At 42.6% G+C, this 19736-nt stretch carries 19 protein-coding genes, 1 pseudogene and 1 riboswitch; of the genes and pseudogenes, 6 read left to right on the forward strand and 14 right to left on the reverse strand.

Annotation, left to right across the window (positions count from 1 at the left end; translation table 11 throughout):
* Positions 1-54 precede the first annotated feature (54 nt).
* The 4 genes from secG to C3V36_10760 all read right to left on the reverse strand — a co-directional run bounded on the left by secG (position 55) and on the right by C3V36_10760 (position 3116).
* A complete protein-coding gene (secG, locus tag C3V36_10745; GenBank protein ID AVM69677.1) occupies positions 55-294 on the reverse strand; it encodes a preprotein translocase subunit SecG in 240 nt (79 codons plus the stop codon).
* Positions 295-415: 121 nt separating this feature from the next.
* Positions 416-802 (reverse strand): DUF2721 domain-containing protein, encoded by a 387-nt coding sequence (locus C3V36_10750; GenBank protein ID AVM69678.1) that lies wholly within the window; start codon positions 800-802, stop codon positions 416-418.
* Positions 803-932: 130 nt separating this feature from the next.
* Positions 933-1448 (reverse strand): NUDIX hydrolase, encoded by a 516-nt coding sequence (locus C3V36_10755; GenBank protein ID AVM70525.1) that lies wholly within the window; start codon positions 1446-1448, stop codon positions 933-935.
* A 363-nt stretch (positions 1449-1811) separates the two neighbouring features.
* Positions 1812-3116 carry an alpha-L-fucosidase gene (locus tag C3V36_10760; GenBank protein ID AVM70526.1) on the reverse strand — a complete coding sequence of 435 codons (1305 nt, stop codon included), beginning with the start codon at positions 3114-3116 and terminating at the stop codon, positions 1812-1814.
* A gap of 340 nt (positions 3117-3456) precedes the next feature.
* A riboswitch (FMN riboswitch) is annotated at positions 3457-3568 on the forward strand.
* Positions 3569-3645: 77 nt separating this feature from the next.
* On the opposite strand from C3V36_10760, the gene C3V36_10765 reads away from it, so the two are divergent.
* The 4 genes from C3V36_10765 (at position 3646) to C3V36_10780 (ending at position 8686) form a co-directional block, all read left to right on the forward strand.
* Positions 3646-4218: an ECF transporter S component gene (locus tag C3V36_10765; GenBank protein ID AVM69679.1), complete on the forward strand. Its 573-nt coding sequence runs from the start codon at positions 3646-3648 to the stop codon at positions 4216-4218.
* Positions 4219-4428: 210 nt separating this feature from the next.
* On the forward strand, positions 4429-5955 hold the full coding sequence (locus C3V36_10770; protein ID AVM69680.1) for a hypothetical protein: 1527 nt from the start codon (positions 4429-4431) through the stop codon (positions 5953-5955).
* Positions 5956-6205: 250 nt separating this feature from the next.
* On the forward strand, positions 6206-7234 hold the full coding sequence (locus tag C3V36_10775; protein ID AVM69681.1) for a hypothetical protein: 1029 nt from the start codon (positions 6206-6208) through the stop codon (positions 7232-7234).
* A gap of 255 nt (positions 7235-7489) precedes the next feature.
* Positions 7490-8686 (forward strand): glycosyltransferase family 4 protein, encoded by a 1197-nt coding sequence (locus C3V36_10780; protein ID AVM69682.1) that lies wholly within the window; start codon positions 7490-7492, stop codon positions 8684-8686.
* A gap of 148 nt (positions 8687-8834) precedes the next feature.
* Here the strand turns inward: C3V36_10780 and C3V36_10785 are convergent, their stop codons facing one another.
* Positions 8835-10046 (reverse strand): 6-phosphofructokinase, encoded by a 1212-nt coding sequence (locus C3V36_10785; GenBank protein ID AVM69683.1) that lies wholly within the window; start codon positions 10044-10046, stop codon positions 8835-8837.
* 474 nt (positions 10047-10520) lie between these two features.
* Between C3V36_10785 and C3V36_10790 the strand changes: the two genes are divergently transcribed.
* Positions 10521-10994 carry a hypothetical protein gene (locus tag C3V36_10790; protein ID AVM69684.1) on the forward strand — a complete coding sequence of 158 codons (474 nt, stop codon included), beginning with the start codon at positions 10521-10523 and terminating at the stop codon, positions 10992-10994.
* Between the two features lie 232 nt (positions 10995-11226).
* The gene (locus tag C3V36_10795; protein AVM69685.1) at positions 11227-11493 is read left to right on the forward strand and encodes a 30S ribosomal protein S20; all 267 of its coding nucleotides are present in this window, start codon (positions 11227-11229) and stop codon (positions 11491-11493) included.
* A gap of 63 nt (positions 11494-11556) precedes the next feature.
* Here the strand turns inward: C3V36_10795 and C3V36_10800 are convergent, their stop codons facing one another.
* From C3V36_10800 to C3V36_10840, 9 genes and pseudogenes are all read right to left on the reverse strand, one after another.
* Positions 11557-12294 (reverse strand): triose-phosphate isomerase, encoded by a 738-nt coding sequence (locus C3V36_10800; GenBank protein AVM69686.1) that lies wholly within the window; start codon positions 12292-12294, stop codon positions 11557-11559.
* A gap of 25 nt (positions 12295-12319) precedes the next feature.
* Positions 12320-13522 carry a phosphoglycerate kinase gene (gene pgk / locus C3V36_10805; GenBank protein ID AVM70527.1) on the reverse strand — a complete coding sequence of 401 codons (1203 nt, stop codon included), beginning with the start codon at positions 13520-13522 and terminating at the stop codon, positions 12320-12322.
* 136 nt (positions 13523-13658) lie between these two features.
* The gene (gene gap / locus C3V36_10810) at positions 13659-14687 is read right to left on the reverse strand and encodes a type I glyceraldehyde-3-phosphate dehydrogenase (GenBank protein ID AVM69687.1); all 1029 of its coding nucleotides are present in this window, start codon (positions 14685-14687) and stop codon (positions 13659-13661) included.
* A gap of 294 nt (positions 14688-14981) precedes the next feature.
* On the reverse strand, positions 14982-15752 hold the full coding sequence (locus C3V36_10815) for a hypothetical protein (GenBank protein ID AVM69688.1): 771 nt from the start codon (positions 15750-15752) through the stop codon (positions 14982-14984).
* Entirely contained in the window at positions 15749-16459 is a 711-nt protein-coding gene (locus C3V36_10820; protein AVM69689.1) for a hypothetical protein, read from the reverse strand. The genes C3V36_10815 and C3V36_10820 overlap by 4 nt, the downstream gene beginning before the upstream one ends.
* Positions 16431-18008, reverse strand: a complete 1578-nt coding sequence (locus C3V36_10825; GenBank protein ID AVM69690.1) for a hypothetical protein — start codon at positions 18006-18008, stop codon at positions 16431-16433. Before C3V36_10825 ends, C3V36_10820 begins: the two co-directional genes overlap by 29 nt.
* A 280-nt stretch (positions 18009-18288) precedes the next feature.
* Positions 18289-18492 (reverse strand): annotated as a pseudogene (locus C3V36_10830) (hypothetical protein).
* A gap of 168 nt (positions 18493-18660) precedes the next feature.
* Positions 18661-19425, reverse strand: a complete 765-nt coding sequence (locus tag C3V36_10835; GenBank protein AVM69691.1) for a hypothetical protein — start codon at positions 19423-19425, stop codon at positions 18661-18663.
* Entirely contained in the window at positions 19355-19735 is a 381-nt protein-coding gene (locus C3V36_10840) for a hypothetical protein (protein ID AVM69692.1), read from the reverse strand. The genes C3V36_10835 and C3V36_10840 overlap by 71 nt, the downstream gene beginning before the upstream one ends.
* Position 19736: the final 1 nt, after the last annotated feature.

Raw genomic sequence — 19736 nt, forward strand, 5'->3', positions numbered from 1 at the left:
TTTAGCACGCACTCTACAAGTAAAAAACCGCCGATTGCTTCGGCGGTTTCCTAATTACTGCATAAAATTGATTACCAGCGACAAAACAACAAATAAAGCCGCCAGCACAACGGTTCCTTTATGTAATCCGCCTTCCATCGAACGCGCTTTATTTTTTCCCCAGTAGGTTTCTCCGGCTCCGCTGATTGTTCCGGAAAGTCCGCTTACTTTGCTCTGCTGCAATAAAATGAGAGCAATCAGCGCTACGCAAATTACTGCATACGCTACTTTTAATGCTATGACCATCTTTCGCACCTCCTATCCGCACAATATATCTTGTATAGAATAGCACAAACCGGTCGGAAATGCAAATAGTTTTTTTTCACAATGTATACTGTATACCACATAGATATACTTTTTATGCTTTTTTGCTTCTCTATTGTTTCATATTCCGCAACAGCAGCTTTAAGGCTTTAACTGACACGGATAACTCGACAATCAAAAGAATCAGCGACAGCAATAAAGCCGCTAAACCCAGCCCAAACATAACCGTACCCAGTTCTGTTTTATGGGCAAAAATAGAAAACATCGAAAAAGCACAAAAGAAAAAAGCCAGTGCTCCCATAATCTGCATATACTGGATCACATTCAGGCGAAAAGCCAAATTGTCGATTTGGCGTTTTAAATTCTCACTCGGTTTTTTATCATGCTCGGCCTTTAAATCCCGCACTAAACCAGCTAAAGTAACAAAGCGGTTGGTGTAGGCCAGCATTAATAAGGATATGGCCGGAAACAGCAGCGCCGGTGTAGTTACATCTAACATAAAATTCCTCGTTTCTTATTGTCTAAATAGAGGGCGAAATTCCTGAAATATCGCCAGATAAAAACTTATTTACTCGTTTATTTCATTAAAACGCTTTCATTTGCAGCTCAAATAATATCTTGCCCACAGCTTATTCGCTTTTTTTATTCTCCTCTACAAAATTCCACAAAACATCACGATACTGTAAAAAGCGTTCCCGCGGCACCAGATTATTATCCTGCCAGATTTGAGTCAATTCCGTAAAATCAACAAACTTAGCATCTATTACTTCTTCTGCCTGCAAAGTCAAATCCTTAACTTCCAAATCTCTGACTACAGCATAAGTATCAACAAAACGGTCTTTAATTCGAATCGTATTCAATAACTTTAATTCAGCCGGATCAACCGCTACCCCCACCTCTTCTGCCAGCTCACGGGCCGCGGAATGCCGACTCTCTTCTCCGGCCAATGCCGAGCCGCCGGTGCATTCCCACATATTACCCCAAATTTTTTTAGGATGCCTTTTGGTAATCAAAACTTTTCCGTCCTGCCGCACCAGCCAAATATCCGTTACCAGGTGGTATTCCCCCTCTTGCAGCGGTACGCCCCGCACATGCGTTTTCCCCAGCAGAGTTCTGTTCTCGTCGTACAGATCCCACAATTCCATTTTTTTCTCCCTATCCAAATCGGCATTGATATTTTCCTTCTCATTATTTATAGCATATTCTAAATTATCTGACAACCCTTTTTAATGCCTTTTCTATAATGAAATCCTATCACCGCCGCCAATGTCAAAATCCGCCGCAGCCGAATATTTTGGCAAACCGGGAGTTGTACAGTAACACTTACCAAATGCTTCTGTCTATGCTATGATGTTAACGTTTCAGCGCTTAGCGCTTTAAATTATAATCAGAAAGGAACTGCATTTATGAAAGAACAAGTATTAAAAGTCATGAAAGAAGCCGGTAAGCCAATGTCTGCCTCGGAAGTCGCCAAAGCGGCCGGTTTGGATAAAGCTGATGTTGATTTCCTAAATCACCTGAACCGCAAGGACATAGTCTATGCTATCAGGTAAAACCGGATTTCCGCCAAGCTCCGCAAACAGTACATCGGGATAATCCCTATGTACCCAGGAAGTCGAGGCGGGAATCTCATAACCTGTCGCTAAGGCGCGTATCTTGACAAGTCTGTTCTTATCAATTCCTATAAGCGGAACCGGCCCTATGGTATTTTCATATAAGTGGAAATAATAAGTATTTCCTTTTTTCGTCACTCGGCCGTAATCTGGCTTAGGAATATCCGCCGCACCGCAGCCGTAGATACTTTCACTGTTTTTAGACATCCACTCCCCTATCTCTTTTAAAATATTCATGGATTCCTCAGGTATATTGCCATAAGCGTCAGGTCCTACGTTTAGGAGCAAATTTCCACCTTTGCTCACACATTCGACAAGTTTTTTAATTAACATCGGTGCCGGCTTAAAAAGTTTATCCGTGCCGTGATAGCCCCAATGATTATTCATTGTTACGCAAGCTTCCCAAATTAAAGGCCTGCCCTCAATATCTTTTAAACCTTCCGGCGGAATAATCTGCTCGGGGCTGATAAAATCACCGTGAAAAGGCGCCGGATCACCAAGCGCCAGCGAGTCGCTGCCCTTTCCGTTTACCTCAAGGCGATTATCTATTATAATATGCGGTTGTAAACTCCTCACCATATTCACGAGCTTTGTCGCTTCCCATTTCTCACCCCTCATATTATCATATGAGAAATCGAACCACAGAATATCGAGTTTTCCGTAGTTTGTGCATAGCTCTTCCACCTGGTTATGAAAATATTCTACATATCGTTCCCACTTGCGGTTCCAGTTACCGTATTCCTCTTTGTTTCTCATCGGATGATGAGCGTCGCCGTAATGCGGATAATCTTCGTGATACCAGTCCAAAAGACTGAAGTAAAGTCCTACTTTGAGTCCTTCTCCTCTTACCGCTTCCACATATTCTTTAATTAAATCTCTTCCCGCCCTCGTGTTTGTCGCCTTAAAGTCGGTGTATTTACTGTCAAAAAGACAAAAACCGTCATGATGCTTCGCCGTGAGTACCATATATTTCATTCCTGCTTCTTTAGCCGCTCTCGCCCATTTTTTAGGGTCATAATCCCTTGCGGTAAACTCGTCGAAGTATTTCATATACTCTTCCTTTGGCATCTCTTCCGTGCTTCTTACCCATTCGCCCCTGGCCGGTATCGCATACAGTCCCCAGTGGATAAACATGCCGAACCTTGCAGCCTTATACCATTCCATCCTTTTTTCGTATTCTTCACGGTTAAATTTATACATAAAAATTCCCCTCCATTCTCCTTCTTCATTTCTCATAACCATGTCCAAAGCTGCCAACCACCCTGGCTTTGGGCCAATTAAAGTATAAATATGGGAGCACCGAAATTCCACTTGGTTTGGTGACTGATTTTGGTTTCCGATGTCTGACCGGATAAGAATACTGTATGAGATAAATAAATATTTGTCAAGCACCGCTTTTCCCATCGCATTAAAATTTTAAAACTTTCTCTTGATTTTTCTCCAAAAGCGGTATATTATACTTTTGTACCAATTCATTGCCTTTCGTAAAAACGGAGGTCTGTCGGTACAGTAATTGACGAAGGTCAAGTAAATAAATAGAAAATATCTTTGGGGCAGGGTGTAATTCCCGATCGGCGGTACAGTCCGCGAGCGCAAGCTGAATTGGTGCAATTCCAATACCGACAGTATAGTCTGGATGGAAAAAGATAAATTTCCAAATCTTTTTTGCAGCGCAAAAGATATTTTCTGCGTTGCATTTTAAATTTGACAAAAGAAAAGGAGATTTATCATGACCCATTCTCAAACCAAAAAACTGACAACCCTTGGTATGTTATCGGCATTTGCTTTTTTATCCGTGTTTCTGCTGCGAGTTCCGATCATTCCCTCTGTTCCCTTTTTAAAATACGAACCCAAAGATATCATTATTTTAATGGCCGGCTTCATCTTTGGCCCCTTGTCCGGTTTGGCCGTTTCCGTCGTGGTCAGCCTGGTGGAAATGCTGACGATTAGCACAACCGGCCTAATCGGCTTTATTATGAATGTTATCTCTACCGCCGCTTATGTCGTGCCGGCCGCTTATTTTTATCATAAAAACCGAACCACCCGCGGTGCGGTTACCGGCCTGCTTCTGGGCAGCAGCGGTATGGTTTTGATTATGTTGCTGTGGAATTATCTGCTGACTCCGATTTTTATGAATGTTCCCCGCAGTGTTGTTGTCGGGATGCTGATTCCGGCGATTCTGCCTTTTAATCTGCTGAAAGCCGGTCTTAATTCCGTTTTGGCTTTCGTTTTATATAAGCCGCTGGTATCCACGCTGCGCCGGGCTAAACTGGTAGCAGAAAGCACCGGTATGCAAAAATAATCTTATTTTCCTCCGCTAGCTGCTTTTGACCGGCGGAGAAGCGCAAATCACGTTTCCCGGCTGCTCGGCCGGGAAACAGTATTTTATGGATAGCTGCATATTTCGCGCAAATAACTCGCCTTTCCCAGATTTGCTCAAACCGTCCGCTTGTGCCGGCTGCCGCTACCCAAAACGCAAAGCTTTTCGGCAAAAAAATTAAAGGAAATTAACATGAAAAAACCTAATTTATTTAAACGTCAAAAAAACGAAATCCCATTTTCCCAGCTGCAAAAAATGCTGGATTATTACCCGGCTTCGGCATCCGCCATCGATCCCATTACTTGGGCGGACTTGAATATGGACGACTTATATGCGCAAATGGAAGAAACTTTGACCGCTCAGGGCGATGAAGCGCTCTATTATTCCCTGCATAATCCTATTTTTGAGCCGGAAGAACTGCAAGCGCGAAGTGCCGCTGTTCAGGCCCTGACCGACCAACCGGAAGAGCGGGAACAGCTGCGGGAAAACTTGAAAAAAACCGGACGGCTGCGCTACGACTTCCGCCGCTCGATTCAGGAGGATTTTCAGCTTTCGGCTAAGGATAAGTTTTTGTATCGGTTCAGCCCGCTTGCTCTTTTGCTGCTGACGGTGCTGATGCTGGTAACAAGAAACTGGAACTTATTTCTTGGACTGCCGATTTGCGTCATTTTTAATGGTATGCTGCATTATAAGTTCAGCAAAAAATACGAAGCTCAGATTGACACTTTAGCCTATACCTACAAGCTTTTAAACTTTTGCCGGCTGTATCAGAAAAACGCTTTTTTTCAGGAATGCGGGCTTGCCGAATACTATCCGCCGCTGCGTCAGACACATAAAGATATTTCCTTCATTTTCCAACTGGAGAGCCTGGATTTTCTGGCGGATTACTTAAATATTTTATTTTTATTCAAAGAAAGGCGTTATGTCAGCATTGCCAAAAAATTAGCTCCCAAAGCTGACTTGCTTTTCCGGCTGTATGAAATCACCGGTCAAATGGACATGCATCAGGCGATGAGTCTGTTTTTTGAGGAAAACACCAAACCAATCTGCACACCGGTTTTCGTTGCTCCAACTGAAAAACTGATTCGGTTTAAACATCTGATTCACCCGCTCTTATCTGCACCGGTGGCCAATGATCTGGATATCAAAACTTCGCTGGTAATCACCGGCTCGAATATGAGCGGAAAATCAACCTTTCTCCGCACGCTGGGCGTCAATGTGCTTTTGGCACAAACCTGGAACTTTGCTTACGCCGCGGAAATGACGCTTTGCCCTTTGCATATTATTACTTCCATCAGTCTGCAGGACAGTATCGCCGAAGGCAAGTCTTATTTTTTGCAGGAAGCTGACGCCATCCGGCGGATGTTAGAATTATCCGGACGTTCCTACCGGACGCTGTTTTTGATTGATGAAATTTTTAAGGGCACCAACCCGGTCGAGCGAATTGCTTCGGCAGCCGAAATTTGTCTGGCACTTGATGCCGCCAATACCTTGGGCGCGGTTGCGACTCATGATTTGCAGCTGATTCCGCAAATTCCCGGCTATACGCCCTATTATTTTACGGAAAACGTGACCAAAGAAGATCTCAGCTTTGACTACAAGATTCATCCCGGCATCACCTCAACCCGTAATGCCGTGAAAATATTGGAATATTTGCATTATGATTCAGCTTTGATTGAAAAAATCAACCACCGGATTGCCGGCATGGAAAAGCTTTAAACAAAGCCTGTACCTTCATTTTTCAACGGCATCTGCCGGATTTCTGCCGTTTTCTTAGAAGTCTATTAACAAAAGGGAATTAAGGAAGATAAATTTTTAATCAAGCCTTAATTCCAATTACAGGCAATATCATATATAATAAAGAAAAACTTTGTGTCAGATGCCGAATTCTTGGAGAAATTAAGGTTTTCTGATTTTATCTTGCCCGATGATAGCTGCCTGTTTCCTTTGATGGAAAAGAAAGAGCTTTATGAAAAAATTTTTTAATCGAAAAAACTTTATTTGTACTATGGTTCTGACTTTGATTTTGCTGGTCTTTTTTCTGCACAAGGATTTTATCAATATCCTGGGGGCGCTTTGGCATGCCAGCCTGCCCTGGCTTTTGACCGGTATTGTCAGTATGCTCATTTTCTGGGGATTGGAAGCCCGGATTTATCATTCCATTTTAAAAAAATATACCTCTGATATTTCCTTCAGCCAAATGTTTAAGCTGACCTTGGCCACTCAATTTTTTAACGGCATTACCCCTTTTTCGACCGGCGGACAACCCTTTCAGATTTATATTTTAAATGCACAAAGTAAAATCGGGTTGGGGAAGATTACCTCCGCTTCCGTTCAAAACTTTATTGTTTACCAATTAGCTCTGGTCATTTATTGTCTGGTAGCACTGATTTCTCATCTGTTTCATCCGATTTTACTGTTCGGCCGATATTCGACCGCTATTTTGGTCTCCGGTTTTATTTTAAATATTCTGGTAATTGCCCTTTTGTTCTTTGTCAGTACCAGTCGGCGCTTTCTCCGCTTCATCAGTACGGCCGGTCTTAATTTTATGGCCAGACTCCATCTGATCAAGAATAAAGACAAGAGTCTGCAAAAGCTTCTGGCCTTTACCAAAACCTTTTCCGAAAATATGAATCTGCTCAAAAAAGAGCCCCGGCTTTTACTGGAAACACTGCTTTTAAATACGCTCCGGCTGACGGTTTTTTATATGGTTGCCTACTTTGTCTGCCGGGCTTTAGGCTTTCAAAACATTACCATGCTGGAAGCAATTTTGGCCAGTTCCTATACCATGCTGATTACCTCGGTTGTGCCCTTGCCCGGAGCGTCAGCCGGCGCAGAATTTGGTTTTTTGGTGTTTTTCAGCTCCTTTATTGCCGGTCCGCTGGCTACGGCTATCATGCTGCTATGGCGGTTCATCACCTATTATATCGGCTTAATCATCGGCTTTTTTGTCTTTTTCTTCGGCTACAGACCGGCGGAACAAAATATTAAGTCCTAACTCAACTTTCCCATGTTCGACAGAACAGTCTTTTTTAGGCTCGTTGCATGGGCAGAAACGGAATGCGATTTGCGAAGCAAATTGCGAGAGTGAGTCCATGCACCCGCTCTCCGAGCGGGATAGAGCCAAAAAAGACTATGGCAGACTGCCCGCCCGGGCAGAAGTGCAAAGCACTTCGATCAGGGGAAAGTTGAGGCCCTAACTAAAAATTAAAGCAGCCTGTCTTGAAAATGGCTGCTGGAAAAAGAGGTATTTATGAAAATCGGCTTATTCACGGATTGCTACTACCCGCAGGTCAACGGCGTAGTCACTTCCGTCATGCTGCTTAAAGAAGCTTTAACCGAACTCGGTCATCAGGTTTTTATCATCACTGTCAATGTTCCCGGATACGATGCCAGTTTGGAAGAAAATGTTATTCGAATTCCCTCTGTTCCTTTCGCTAAATGGCAAGAGTTTCGAGTCGGTATTCCGACTATTTTTCACAACTCTTTTCGTCAGGTCAGAGCACTCGGACTGGATGTGATTCATACCCATACCGAATTTTCGCTAGGGCTGCTGGGGCGTTTTTTTGCCAAACATCTGCATTTGCCTGTAGTTCATACCTATCACACCATGTATGAGGACTATACACACTATGTTTTAAGCATCGGTCAGCCGGTGGTGAAAGCACTGATGAAAAAAGGCAGCAAGTTTTATGTGCAGGGCTATGACCTTGTGATTGTCCCCAGTAAAAAAACCAAAAATGCACTGCGCAGCTACGGCGTGACCAATGAAATCGCCATCTTGCCAACCGGCATCAATGTCAACCAATTTGAGCGGCTGCCCAAAAACAGCCCTATTGTTCAGGCTTTGACAAGTCGTTACGGTTACACCGAAAAAAATCAAATTCTGCTCTCTCTCGGCCGAGTTTCTCAGGAAAAAAGCATTGATTTTCTGATTGAAGCCATGCCGGAACTGCTTGCGGCTCATCCGGAACTCCGACTCCTGATTGTCGGCGACGGCCCTTACCGCGTAGAACTGGAAAAATTAGTACAGGCGCTTTCTTTGGAAAACGCCGTTTGTTTTGCCGGCCGGATTCCATTTTGCGATGTCAGTCAGTATTACAGTCTGGCCGACTTCTTTGTCAATGCGTCAAAAACAGAAACCCAGGGCTTAACCATATTTGAAGCCATGGCCACTACCTTACCGGTCATTGTTTATGATGATGAAAATGTTACCGATGTAGTTGTTGCCCAAAAATCCGGTTATTTATTTACTGACCGGGAAAGCTATGTCAAAGCCGTTAATGAGGCTTTGCGCTCCCCCGGTCAAACGCAGACTATGGCCAAAAAAGGGAAGGAAATCGTCGATTCTCTATCCAAAGAGGCTTTTGGTCAGCACATGGCGGCACTTTATCAGAGACTGATTCGGCAAAAACAGGAAGCTGCACGCAAACCCAGCTTTTTTGCTTGATTTTTGCTTACTCAACTCTCCCTTGACCAAAGTGCTGCGCACTTCTGCCCGAGCAGACAATCTGCCCCTGATTGAAAGCTTCGCTTTCTGCCTGGGCGGGCAGTCGCCTAAAAAAGCTTATTCTGTCAAACATAAAAATTTGAGTTATTTAAAGTAGTTTGGCCGCTAACTCAGCTCTCAGCCGATGCGGCTGACGAAAGCCATCGCCAATTAAAGGCCGGGCATAATGGATAAAAGCCTCTGTCACATTGTTGCCGGCAGCGTTAATAAAATTATCCGGCATGTACTTGGTCTTAGCGGCGATTTCCTCCAGCGCGACTAAGTGGTAATTAACCGAATAATAGCCGGTTCTTTCAATCACAATCGAGCCATCGACATTGCTCCAGATAGCATATTGCGCCGCTTTTTCGCCCACTTCTCTGGCCTCGGTCTGATCAACCTCTGACACGCAGCCGCTGAAAGAACGCTGCAAATAGCCGAAGACATCGCTGCGTACCCGCTTGATATCCAATTTTTCTTTAATCAAATTGCTCAGCAAATCGCCCAAAGCGCCCGTTCCGGAAAGCTGAAGATTGCCATGTGCATCTTTTTCCAATTTGCCGCTGATTTTCTGCACAATCGGCACACCGTTTTCATCCTGAATCCCTTCGGATACAGCAATCACACATCTTCCCCAGCGTTCGTAAGCAGACTTAACATCCTGCAAAAAATTGTCAATATCAAATGCTCTTTCCGGCAGATAAACTAAATGCGGCCCATCATCGGGATATTTTTTAGCCAGTGCCGCCGCCGCCGTCAAAAAGCCGGCATGCCGGCCCATGACTACGCCGATATACACGCCCGGCAGAGCCCGGTTATCCAAGTTGGCGCCGACAAAGGCTTCTGCCACAAACTTCGCCGCCGAGCCATAGCCCGGAGTATGGTCGTTTAAAACCAAGTCGTTGTCAATCGTCTTGGGAATATGAATGGCGCGCAGCTCATAGTCGGCCTTGATGGCTTCTTCGTTGATAATCCTAACCGTGTCGGCCGAGTCATTCCCGCCGATATAAAAGAAATAACGAATATCATGGACTTTCATGACATGAAACATTTCCTTGCACATGGCCTGATCCGGCTTAATCCGAGTAGACAGCAGCGCTGACGAAGGCGTAACCGCGACCCGTTCCAAGTTATTGGTCGTTTCTTTGGTTAAATCCCAAAACTGCTCGTTGATAATGCCTTCCACGCCGTGAACCGCCCCGTATACCCGGGTAACCTGTGGAAATTTTCTGGACTCCAGCACCGCTCCAACCAGGGACTGATTGATTACCGCTGTCGGACCGCCGCCTTGTGCAATTAACACTTTTCCTCTTAATTCCATAACCTTCTCCTTTTTGACAACATTGAGCCACTCGTCATACCGCAGCAGAAGTTTTGCTTCTGCCAGATTTTTATGGTAACTTTAAACAATTCACTTTCGCCCCTCTATTTTTCTTCCCGATAAAAGACCGACAAAGCGTAATGTTTTTATGCTTTTATTATATAATATTCATCATTGTCTGTCAATCGCGGCCGCCTGACTTTCTCTATTTTCCACAAACACAGCAATGCCTATGACCAATTTTAATGAAATTCTTCTTGTTTCTCTGCTCTGAAAAATTGTATAATGAATGTAAACTCAAGTTTTGTTCCGTACTTTTGATTGAACCGACTGCGAAATGCCGTTTTCGGCGGCAAAACTACAGGATGTTCAAAAATAAATACCCCAGAAAACTTACCTAATTTACCGCTTGTTGACTTAAAAGCTGTAAGCTTTATTTCCTGCTTACAAACTTATTATACGAGGAGAATACCGATGAAGCTTTTATTTAAACAAAGACTTTTTTCTTGGTTCAGCAGCTACGATATTTACGACGAAGCAGAAAACACTGTTTATGTGGTCAAGGGCGAACTGGCATGGGGACATCGCCTGAAAGTCTTTGATGCTGACGGCTTGGAATTAGGCGTTGTTCAGGAAAAGATTTTTACCTGGCTGCCCAAGTTTGAGATTTATGAGCGCGAGCACTATATCGGTTGTATCAGCAAAGAATTTTCTTTTCTGACACCGCGCTATAACATCGACTTTAATGACTGGCAAGTCAAGGGTGATTTTATGGAATGGGATTATTCCATCACAAATGCAAGCGGACAGCTAATTGCGACAGTTTCCAAAGAATTTTTTCATATGACGGATACCTATGTCTTGGATATTGAAAATCCTGCCGCTGCTCTGCATGTCCTGATGTTTGTGCTGGCTATTGATGCGGAAAAAAGTTCAAGAAGAAGGTAAATGTAAGATTTCAACGCTGAACCATCGGCTTCCATGCAGCAGCGCAGATGAATCGCCGGCGCAGACGAATTTTGAATCTTTCCAAAAAATAGCTTGACATTCTTTCAAAAAGTGCGTATAATGGTCAGGAATGTTGCGGGATAAACTCTCTATTATCAGCCGCAAGCATGTAACTGCAATATCCACTCTTATGTCCGGATATTCTAATTGATCATATTATAGAGGTGAAGAAATGGCAAATATTAAATCAGCAATCAAAAGAATTCAAGTAACGGAGCGTCAGGCTCTGCGTAACAAAAGCATTAAATCAGCGGTTAAGACACAAATCAAAAAAGTAATCACCGCGATTGAAAACAAAGATGCCGCTGCCGCGCAAACCGAATTGAAAGCAGCAATCAAAAAAATCAGCATGGCTGCCTCAAAAGGTATTTATCACAAAAATACCGCCGGCCGTAAGGTTTCCCGCTTAACAAAGCTGGTCAATGAACTCGGCAAATAATTCTTTAAAAAACAACCGTATGATTTTTCATACGGTTGTTTTTTGCTATTTCTCCTATTTTTCCTATTGCACAATTCCGGCAAAATCCTTCGTCAGCGATGCACCGCCGACTAAACCGCCGTCAATATTCGGCATTCCGAAAATCTCCTTGGCATTGCTCGGCTTAACGCTGCCGCCGTACTGAATCCGGATTTCTTCGGCAACTCCGCCGTAAAGTTCTTTCAAAACCTTACGAATCGCAGCACAAACTTCCTCTGCCTGTTCATTGGTCGCTGTCCGGCCGGTACCGATCGCCCAAATCGGTTCATAGGCAATCACTACTTCCTTCGCCCGCTCAGCCGGTACGCCGCGCAAAGCAATCTTTGTTTGCAAGCGCACTAAGTCCTCGGTAATGCCCTGCTCTCTTTGCTCCAAACTCTCACCAACGCAAACAATCGGAATCAGATTATGCTCTAAGGCCTTTAATACCTTCTTATTTACCGTTTCATCCGTTTCAGCAAAATACTGCCGACGCTCGGAATGGCCTAAAATCACATACTTAACGCCCATTTCCGTCAGCATATTCGGCGCAATCTCGCCGGTAAAAGCGCCGGATTCCTCAAAGTACATATTCTGCGCGCCGATGCCGATATTGCTGCCTTTGGTCGCCTCCAAAGCGGCTGCCAGACTGACAGCCGGCGGGCAAAAAACAACTTCCGCTTCGGCATTTGCCAGAAGTGGCTTCAATTCATTGATTAAAGCGACTGCCTCCTGCGGAGTCTTATTCATTTTCCAGTTTCCGGCAATTATCTTTCTTCTCATCTCTTAAATCCTTTCCGGCCTCGGCCTATTTATCATCCGCCGCAAAAACGCCCGGTAATTCCTTACCTTCCAAGAATTCCAACGAAGCGCCGCCGCCGGTGGAAATATGTGTCATCTTATCGCCAAAGCCAAGCTGATTAACGGCCGCCGCCGAATCACCGCCGCCGATGATAACAGTTGCACCTTTGCCGGCTGCTTTGGCACAGGCTTCGGCAATCGCTTTCGTTCCCTTAGCAAAGTTTTCAAACTCAAACACACCCATCGGTCCGTTCCAAACCACGGTCTGCGCTTTTTCAATCTCAGCCGAAAATTCCTGAATCGTTTCGGCTCCGATATCCAGGCCCTCCCAGTCATCTTCAATTCCGCCGCGCGATACCGTCTTAAACGGCGTATCGTTCTTAAATTCCTGCGCAACTACGTTATCAACCGGCAGCAGAAGCTTTACGCCGCGCGCCTTGGCTTTTTCCAGCATTTCCTTGGCCAAATCAACCTTATCGGCTTCAAATAACGATTTGCCGATATTATTGCCCATCGCGCCTAAGAAAGTATAAGCCATACCGCCGCCAATAATCAGGGTATCGACCTTTTCAATCAAATTGCTGATTACATTGATCTTATCCGATACTTTCGCACCGCCCAAAATTGCTACAAACGGCCGCTTTGGACTGGTTACGGCATTGCCGAGGAAATTGATTTCTTTTTCCATCAAATAACCGACTGCATTCGGGCTTAAGAACTTGGTTACGCCGACATTGGAGCAATGCGCTCTGTGGGCCGTACCAAAAGCATCGTCAACAAAAACTTCCGCCAAAGAAGCCAATTCCTTGGAAAAGTTCTCTTCGTTCTTGGTTTCTTCCTTGCGGTATCTGGTGTTTTCCAGCAGCACTACATCGCCGTCCTGCATTTTTTCTACGGCCGCTTTGGCATTGGGGCCAACCACTTCATTATCAGCCGCAAATACAACTTCCCGTCCCAAAAGCTCGCTCAGGCGCTTAGCCACCGGAGCCAAAGACATTTCCGGCTTCGGCTCACCCTTGGGCTTACCCAAATGCGAACATAAAATTAAGCGGCCGCCGTCTTTAATCAGTTTATTTAAGGTCGGAAGCGCTGCCGTCAGCCGGTTTTCATCGGTAATCTTGCCGTCAATGATCGGCACGTTAAAATCACAACGAACCAATACTCTCTTGCCTTTTACATTAATATCGTCTACGGTTTTTTTATTCAGCATAGCAATTCCTTTCTTTTTCATAAAAAAGAGAACCCGATCCAAGAATAGATCGGATCCTCTTTGGATCATTTTTCTTATAGTTTTCTTACATTTTTCTTATGTTTTTCTTGTGTTTTTTTATGTTTAACAGTTTTTATTAGTCTTGCAAAGATGCATCCAATTCTGCAAAATATTTAATGGTCCGAACCATTTGGCTGGTATAGGAGTTCTCGTTGTCATACCAAGCAAAGGTTTGGGTCAAGGTCTTGCCGCCGCCCAAAGCAGAAACCCGGGTCTGGGTTGCATCAAAGATTGAACCGTGGGTCTCGCCGACGATATCGGAAGAAACGATCTCATCTTCGTTGTAGCCATAAGAAGCGCTGGCTGCTTTCTTCATTGCTGCGTTAATCTGTTCAGCCGTTACTTCGCCGTTTACAACGCAAATCAATTCCGTGCTGGAGCCGGTCGTTACCGGTACCCGCTGTGCTGCACCGGCTAATTTGCCGTCTAATTCCGGAATAACCAAACCGATAGCTTTAGCTGCACCGGTGGAGTTCGGAACGATATTGGCTGCTGCTGCCCGGGCACGTCTTAAATCGCCCTTTCTGTGCGGGCCGTCCAGAGTCATTTGATCGCCGGTATAAGCGTGAATCGTAGTCATGAAGCCCTTTTCGATCGGCACTAAATCGTTCAGTGCTTTCGCCATCGGCGCCAAGCAGTTGGTCGTACAGGAAGCTGCCGAAATAATGGTGTCTTCCTTCTTTAAAATCTTTTCATTTACGCCAAAAACAACAGTCGGAAGATCATTTCCAGCCGGAGCGGAAATAACTACTTTTTTTGCACCCGCATCAATATGCGCCTGTGATTTTGCCTTGGAAGCAAAAAATCCCGTACATTCCAAAACAACGTCTACTCCCAATTCTTTCCAGGGAAGCTCTGCCGGGTTGGCCTTTGCGTAAATCGGAATCTTCACGCCGTCAACTACAATATTTTCTCCGTCAACCGATACCTTATCGGCCAAAGCGTATTTGCCCTGAGAAGAATCGTATTTTAATAAGTGAGCCAGCATCTTCGCATCGGTCAGATCGTTGATTGCTACCACTTCGTATCCTTCTGCTTTGAACATTTGACGGAACGCAAGACGGCCAATACGGCCAAAACCATTAATCGCTACTTTTACTGCCATTTTTCTTCCTCCTATTTGTTTGTGTTTATATGGAATCCTCAATCTCTTAAACGCCTTTCCCTGCGGTAAAGTGATAACTGAAAGACCGCTGCTTCGTTTGCGCACTACGGCCCAACGGCGTTTGAAAAATCGGCTTTGACTGCGGCATAAGCTTATCTGCACACAATCTCTAAGCTTATTATACCTAACTGCCGGTATTATTTCAAGTTCTTTTTTTTAATTTTGTTAAATTTCTGCCTAAGGGTTTTGCTTGCCCCCAGCCTAACACGGGAAAGTTGAGTTTTAATTAAATCCTTATATTTTATTTAACTCTCCCTTTAAGCGAGCAGCTCGATAATTTCTGTTAAATATCCACACACCGCCAGAAAAGTAGATAATCGCATTAACTGCTAAAAAAGTATATTCTTCCGCCGCAATAAAACGATGCAAGGTAATATTTTTTAACATCTGCTGTCCTACTACAAATGGAAAAATATATTTTAAATATCCAAATCGATACAAAACATCTTTAAAATCAAAAATTGCCGTTCCCAAAAAGAAAATGCTGATTAAGAATGATAATTTACCAATGCTCTTATACCTTAATGTTAATCCGCCCATCAGCAGTGACAGCCCCAAAGAACCGATAGCAATTATAGTAAACAGCAAGTAAAATTCGATAGTAAACATATAACTTCCACTTGTCAGTAGAAATTCAACACAAGTAAATGGCACAATCAATAAACCTACTCTTAACGCATACACAATGCTTCTGACAATAAATGTTTTAGCTAAATTCAAATCACACAAAACCAACTGGTCAATTGTTCCTTGGGTTATTTCTTTAATAACATTGTTTGAAATATGATTTAACATATTAGAAAAGAAAACCCAACTGGTGTAACTCATAATCAGTCTGTTCACCTGTTCATTCCTGGCGGCAGCGTCTTGGTAATGATTCTTGGCCGAAATATATATAGCCCCAAAAATAAGAATATACAAAATAAAATCACTAGCTATTTCTAATGGATAGCGCTTTATATAAATATAATTTTTATAAATTTCCGCCTTTAATTTTCCAATCATGTCTTTTCCCCTTTGGACATCATCAAATATATGTCTTTGATACTACTTTTGGTTTCTCCCATATTTAAAAAGCGAATGGTGCCATTTTCCAAAAATAGCGCTGCATCCACAAGTTCATTCAAAAAACCAAAATCATGACTAGTAATCAATAAAGTTTTTCCCTGCTTCTTTAGTTCATGCAAATACTGATATATCAAGTTCACCGATTCATAGTCTAACGCTACTGTCGGTTCGTCCAGAAAAATTAATTCCGGATCATGAATTAAACTACAAGCAATTGCGGCTTTTTGCTGCATTCCACTAGATAAAGAATAGACTTCTTTATAGGCAAAAGCCTCCATCTGCAAACTAGCAACTAATTGCTCAATTCGTTTAGTTATATAATTTGAAGATAGTCCCCTTAAATAGGCAAAATATCTTAAATTTTCAATCGTGTTCATTCTAAGATAAATATTTCGTTTCCCTTCCAATACTGCTCCTATTTTAGCCTGATATTCTCTGGGACTTTCCTCTAAGGAATAACCCGCAACTTTTATTATCCCTGATGACAGCTTCATCAACCCCGTTGCTAAACGAATCATCGTAGTTTTACCGGCTCCGTTGGCGCCGATTAGCCCGATAATGCTTCCTTTATTTACAGTGAAACTAATATTTGACAGTATCTTTTTATCACCAAAGCTATGCGATACTTCTATAAATTCCAGCATTTGTTATCTCTCCACTATCGTGAACAAATAACAAAAAATCTTCCCCTGCAATTATAGCCCCTCCAATTAAATCTAGTTCTATAATTAGATGTTTATTATCTACAGTTATTTTTTTCGTATGCTCTATGAGAAAATCTATTTTACTATCCTCAAATTCATCTAAATTGATATAAGCGTCTATCTCTGCGTCTATATTTTTTAGAATTTCCTTAATTTCTACAACATCTTTATTATCCTCTACTGGTTTTACTAACATCTGTAACTCTGTTATCTGCTCATTCAGATCCGCATATTTTACCTTATATTCGTCTTTAGAAATTATCCCCTCCAAATATATCTCTGTTAGCTTTTCTTTCTTCTGTAAAGCTTTTTGGAGATCTAAAGAGGCAGTTTTCCTTTTAGTATCATCTGTAAGAGCATTCTTGGTTTCTTCTAGCCAAGTTATAATACTCTCTTTAACTACTTCTCTATTGACTACAAGCCCCTCACTTAACTTAGCATAAATTTTTTTAAGCTTAATCCCACTCATAGGATTAGACCCATTACATATTATACTCCCCTTAGAATAAGCCTTTGAACAGTACCAGCTAATATATCCCTTAGAAAATCGTCTCCAATACACTGATCCGCATTTGCCGCAAAATATTTTACCACTAAGTGGATCTGCTCCCATGTATTTTCCTCTTTTTCCAATTTTTTTACTCTTAAGCCGGTCATTTACCTTTTGCCATCTTTCTTCTGATACATATGCCAATTCTGGCATTGTTATTCTTGTCCAATTTTCCTCTGCGGTTTTAATAACCCGCTTTTTATCAAAATCATGTTTATACCGCCCCATTACTAAGATGCCCTTAGCTTTCTCATTTTTTAGCACCCTTGAAATGCTTTCTAAGGAAAAAGGTTTACCTACGGAATTGCGATAGCCCATATTATTTAGTATATCCCTTACCTTACGAATACTATCATATTTTTCATATAAATCCCATATAAAAAGTGCCAGTTCTATTTCTTGCGGCACCTTTACCCATCGCTTATTTTCTATTTTATACCCTAAAGCTTTTCCATTACCAAGAGCTGATACCTCAAATCCTTGCTTAGCCATTTCAATTCTGCGTTTATTAGTGTTATTCAATTTTTTACTAAGATTTCTGCTATATTCTTCCGCTATAATTGCCTTAATTCCAGTAATAAGTGCATCTTCATTAGAGCTAAAATACTTATTATCTAAGTACATAAACAGCTTAATATCGTTAGTTACGATTTGATTAACAAATAAATACCAATCTAAAGTATTTCTTTGGAGCCTGTCTTGATCTTTGCATACTACAATATCAAATTTATCCTCTGATAAATCTTTTAAAAGCCTTTTATATTCATTTCTCCTCTTAGTAGAGGTACCGCTTTTTCCCTCGTCTATGTATTCATCTACAAGTTTCCAGCCATTAGAGGCTATAACATCCTTGTTTTCCTGTATCTGCTTTTCGAGGGCGTTAAGTTGCTTTTCTTCATCCGTTGATACTCTTGCGTAATAAACCGCCCGCTGTTTCATACGTTACGCTCCTTTATTATCCTGTTTATTATTTTTTACCATAATCTTACATTACTCTGTTTATTATATACTAGTTATATAATATTTACAACTAAAAAAATGAGGGATACTAGCCTATGCCAATATCCCCCTCGATTTTTTATGATAATTTAACTGTTTTCCCCTCGCGGATAAGGTTTTTTTATAATATTATTGGGTATTACACATTCATGCCGCATTGTAGCAATTTTAGAGAATAGGTTTGCTACTACGAACAAATCTTACCTGTCCCGTCTGTTTTTCCCGCAATATCTTCCTCGTTTACCCATCCATAAACAGTGGAGCCTTTTCCGACTATAGCTTGCAACTGATATGGATGCGGGTTATTTAGAGAGAAACTTGTTACTTTTGCAAGTCCTGCTTTACATGCTTTAGCTACTCCACTTGCATAGGAGTTAGTATACTGGAGGCAACCCATAAACTGGACTACATCTCCTATTTTAAAAGTTTCTCTTGCATTTTTGCCCGGATTAACTGAAATTTCCGATGTTTCTCCTTCATTAAAATTAATCGCTTTTTCTGTTTTAGCTTTCGTTGTAATTACGCCTTTTTCTCTTAACTGCCTTCCAGTCATTGTAAACCTCCTTATTTTTAAGTGCTAATAGCCTTATTCCTACTTGTCCATAATAACCACCACCTTATTCTTGCTGTCCCATTCAACAATCTTACCAAATACCTTCTCGGCCATTTCCCGGATCCCAACGTAATTCTTGTTGTCGATCACCTGTCCGGCCAACTCGTACATCTGGCCATTGTAATTGACTTTGACGACATTCTTTTTAGCGTCCTCAACCAGCTTGACAATCCCCGCCGTAAACTCCTGCCAGCCATTCGGCCGGGCTAAAATCCTGCGCGGGCAGAATTTACCGCTCCAATCTTGGTGTTTGTAAATCTTTAGATTAGGATAGGTAAGTAGCAAAGCAGCGTTCAGTTTCTGCGCGTTTGATTCTGCTTTCGCATAATTACCATTTTCGCAAATCTCAACGGAGATGGTTTTCCGGTTACCGTCGCCGTTGCCGTCCCCGGCATGATAACAGAACTCGTCAATCGGGACACATTGAATAATGCGGTCGGCGTCAACAAAAAAATGCACTGACTTGTACTCTTTATCTGCATTTTCCAAACCTTGTAGATACCGGGCATGCGCCTCACTTCCTGCCGTCGGCGCGGTGTTCGCGGTATTATGGTTGGTAATACCGATAACCTCTGTCATCTTAACCAGCGTCCGCACGTTCCGCTTGCCCCTTGGCTGCACAATCGCAATATTAACCCGTATGCCGTCAATCTCCTTGTCCTGAATGATTCCGTCAATGACGGTTAATGGCTTCAGCATTTTTTGTCTCCCCCTTTGGTTTGCTTGACTGGTTAATTCGGCCATCGTCCAGCAGGTCTTTTACCAAGTCAAACCACGCCTGAACAACCACCTTTAGTAATTTTACGGAAATAAACGCATTAAACGGTGCCGGAATATTTTCCCTCGCCAAGGCAACAACATACTCAAACTTCCTTTCGTTGTCGCCGTGTTTAAACCTGTTTTCTGCCGTGATAAATCCTTGATAAACGATTTTTCGGATCCTCTCCAGCCCCAGCCTTTGCATTTCTTTTACAAAAAGATAGGCTGCAAAGACCAGAACAATGCCTAAAAACGCATACGCAATCATCGGATAATTGGTAAATAATTGATTCATA

It is taken from the genome of Lachnospiraceae bacterium oral taxon 500 (genome assembly GCA_002999035.1).
Classification (GTDB): Bacteria; Bacillota; Clostridia; order Lachnospirales; family Vallitaleaceae; genus W11650.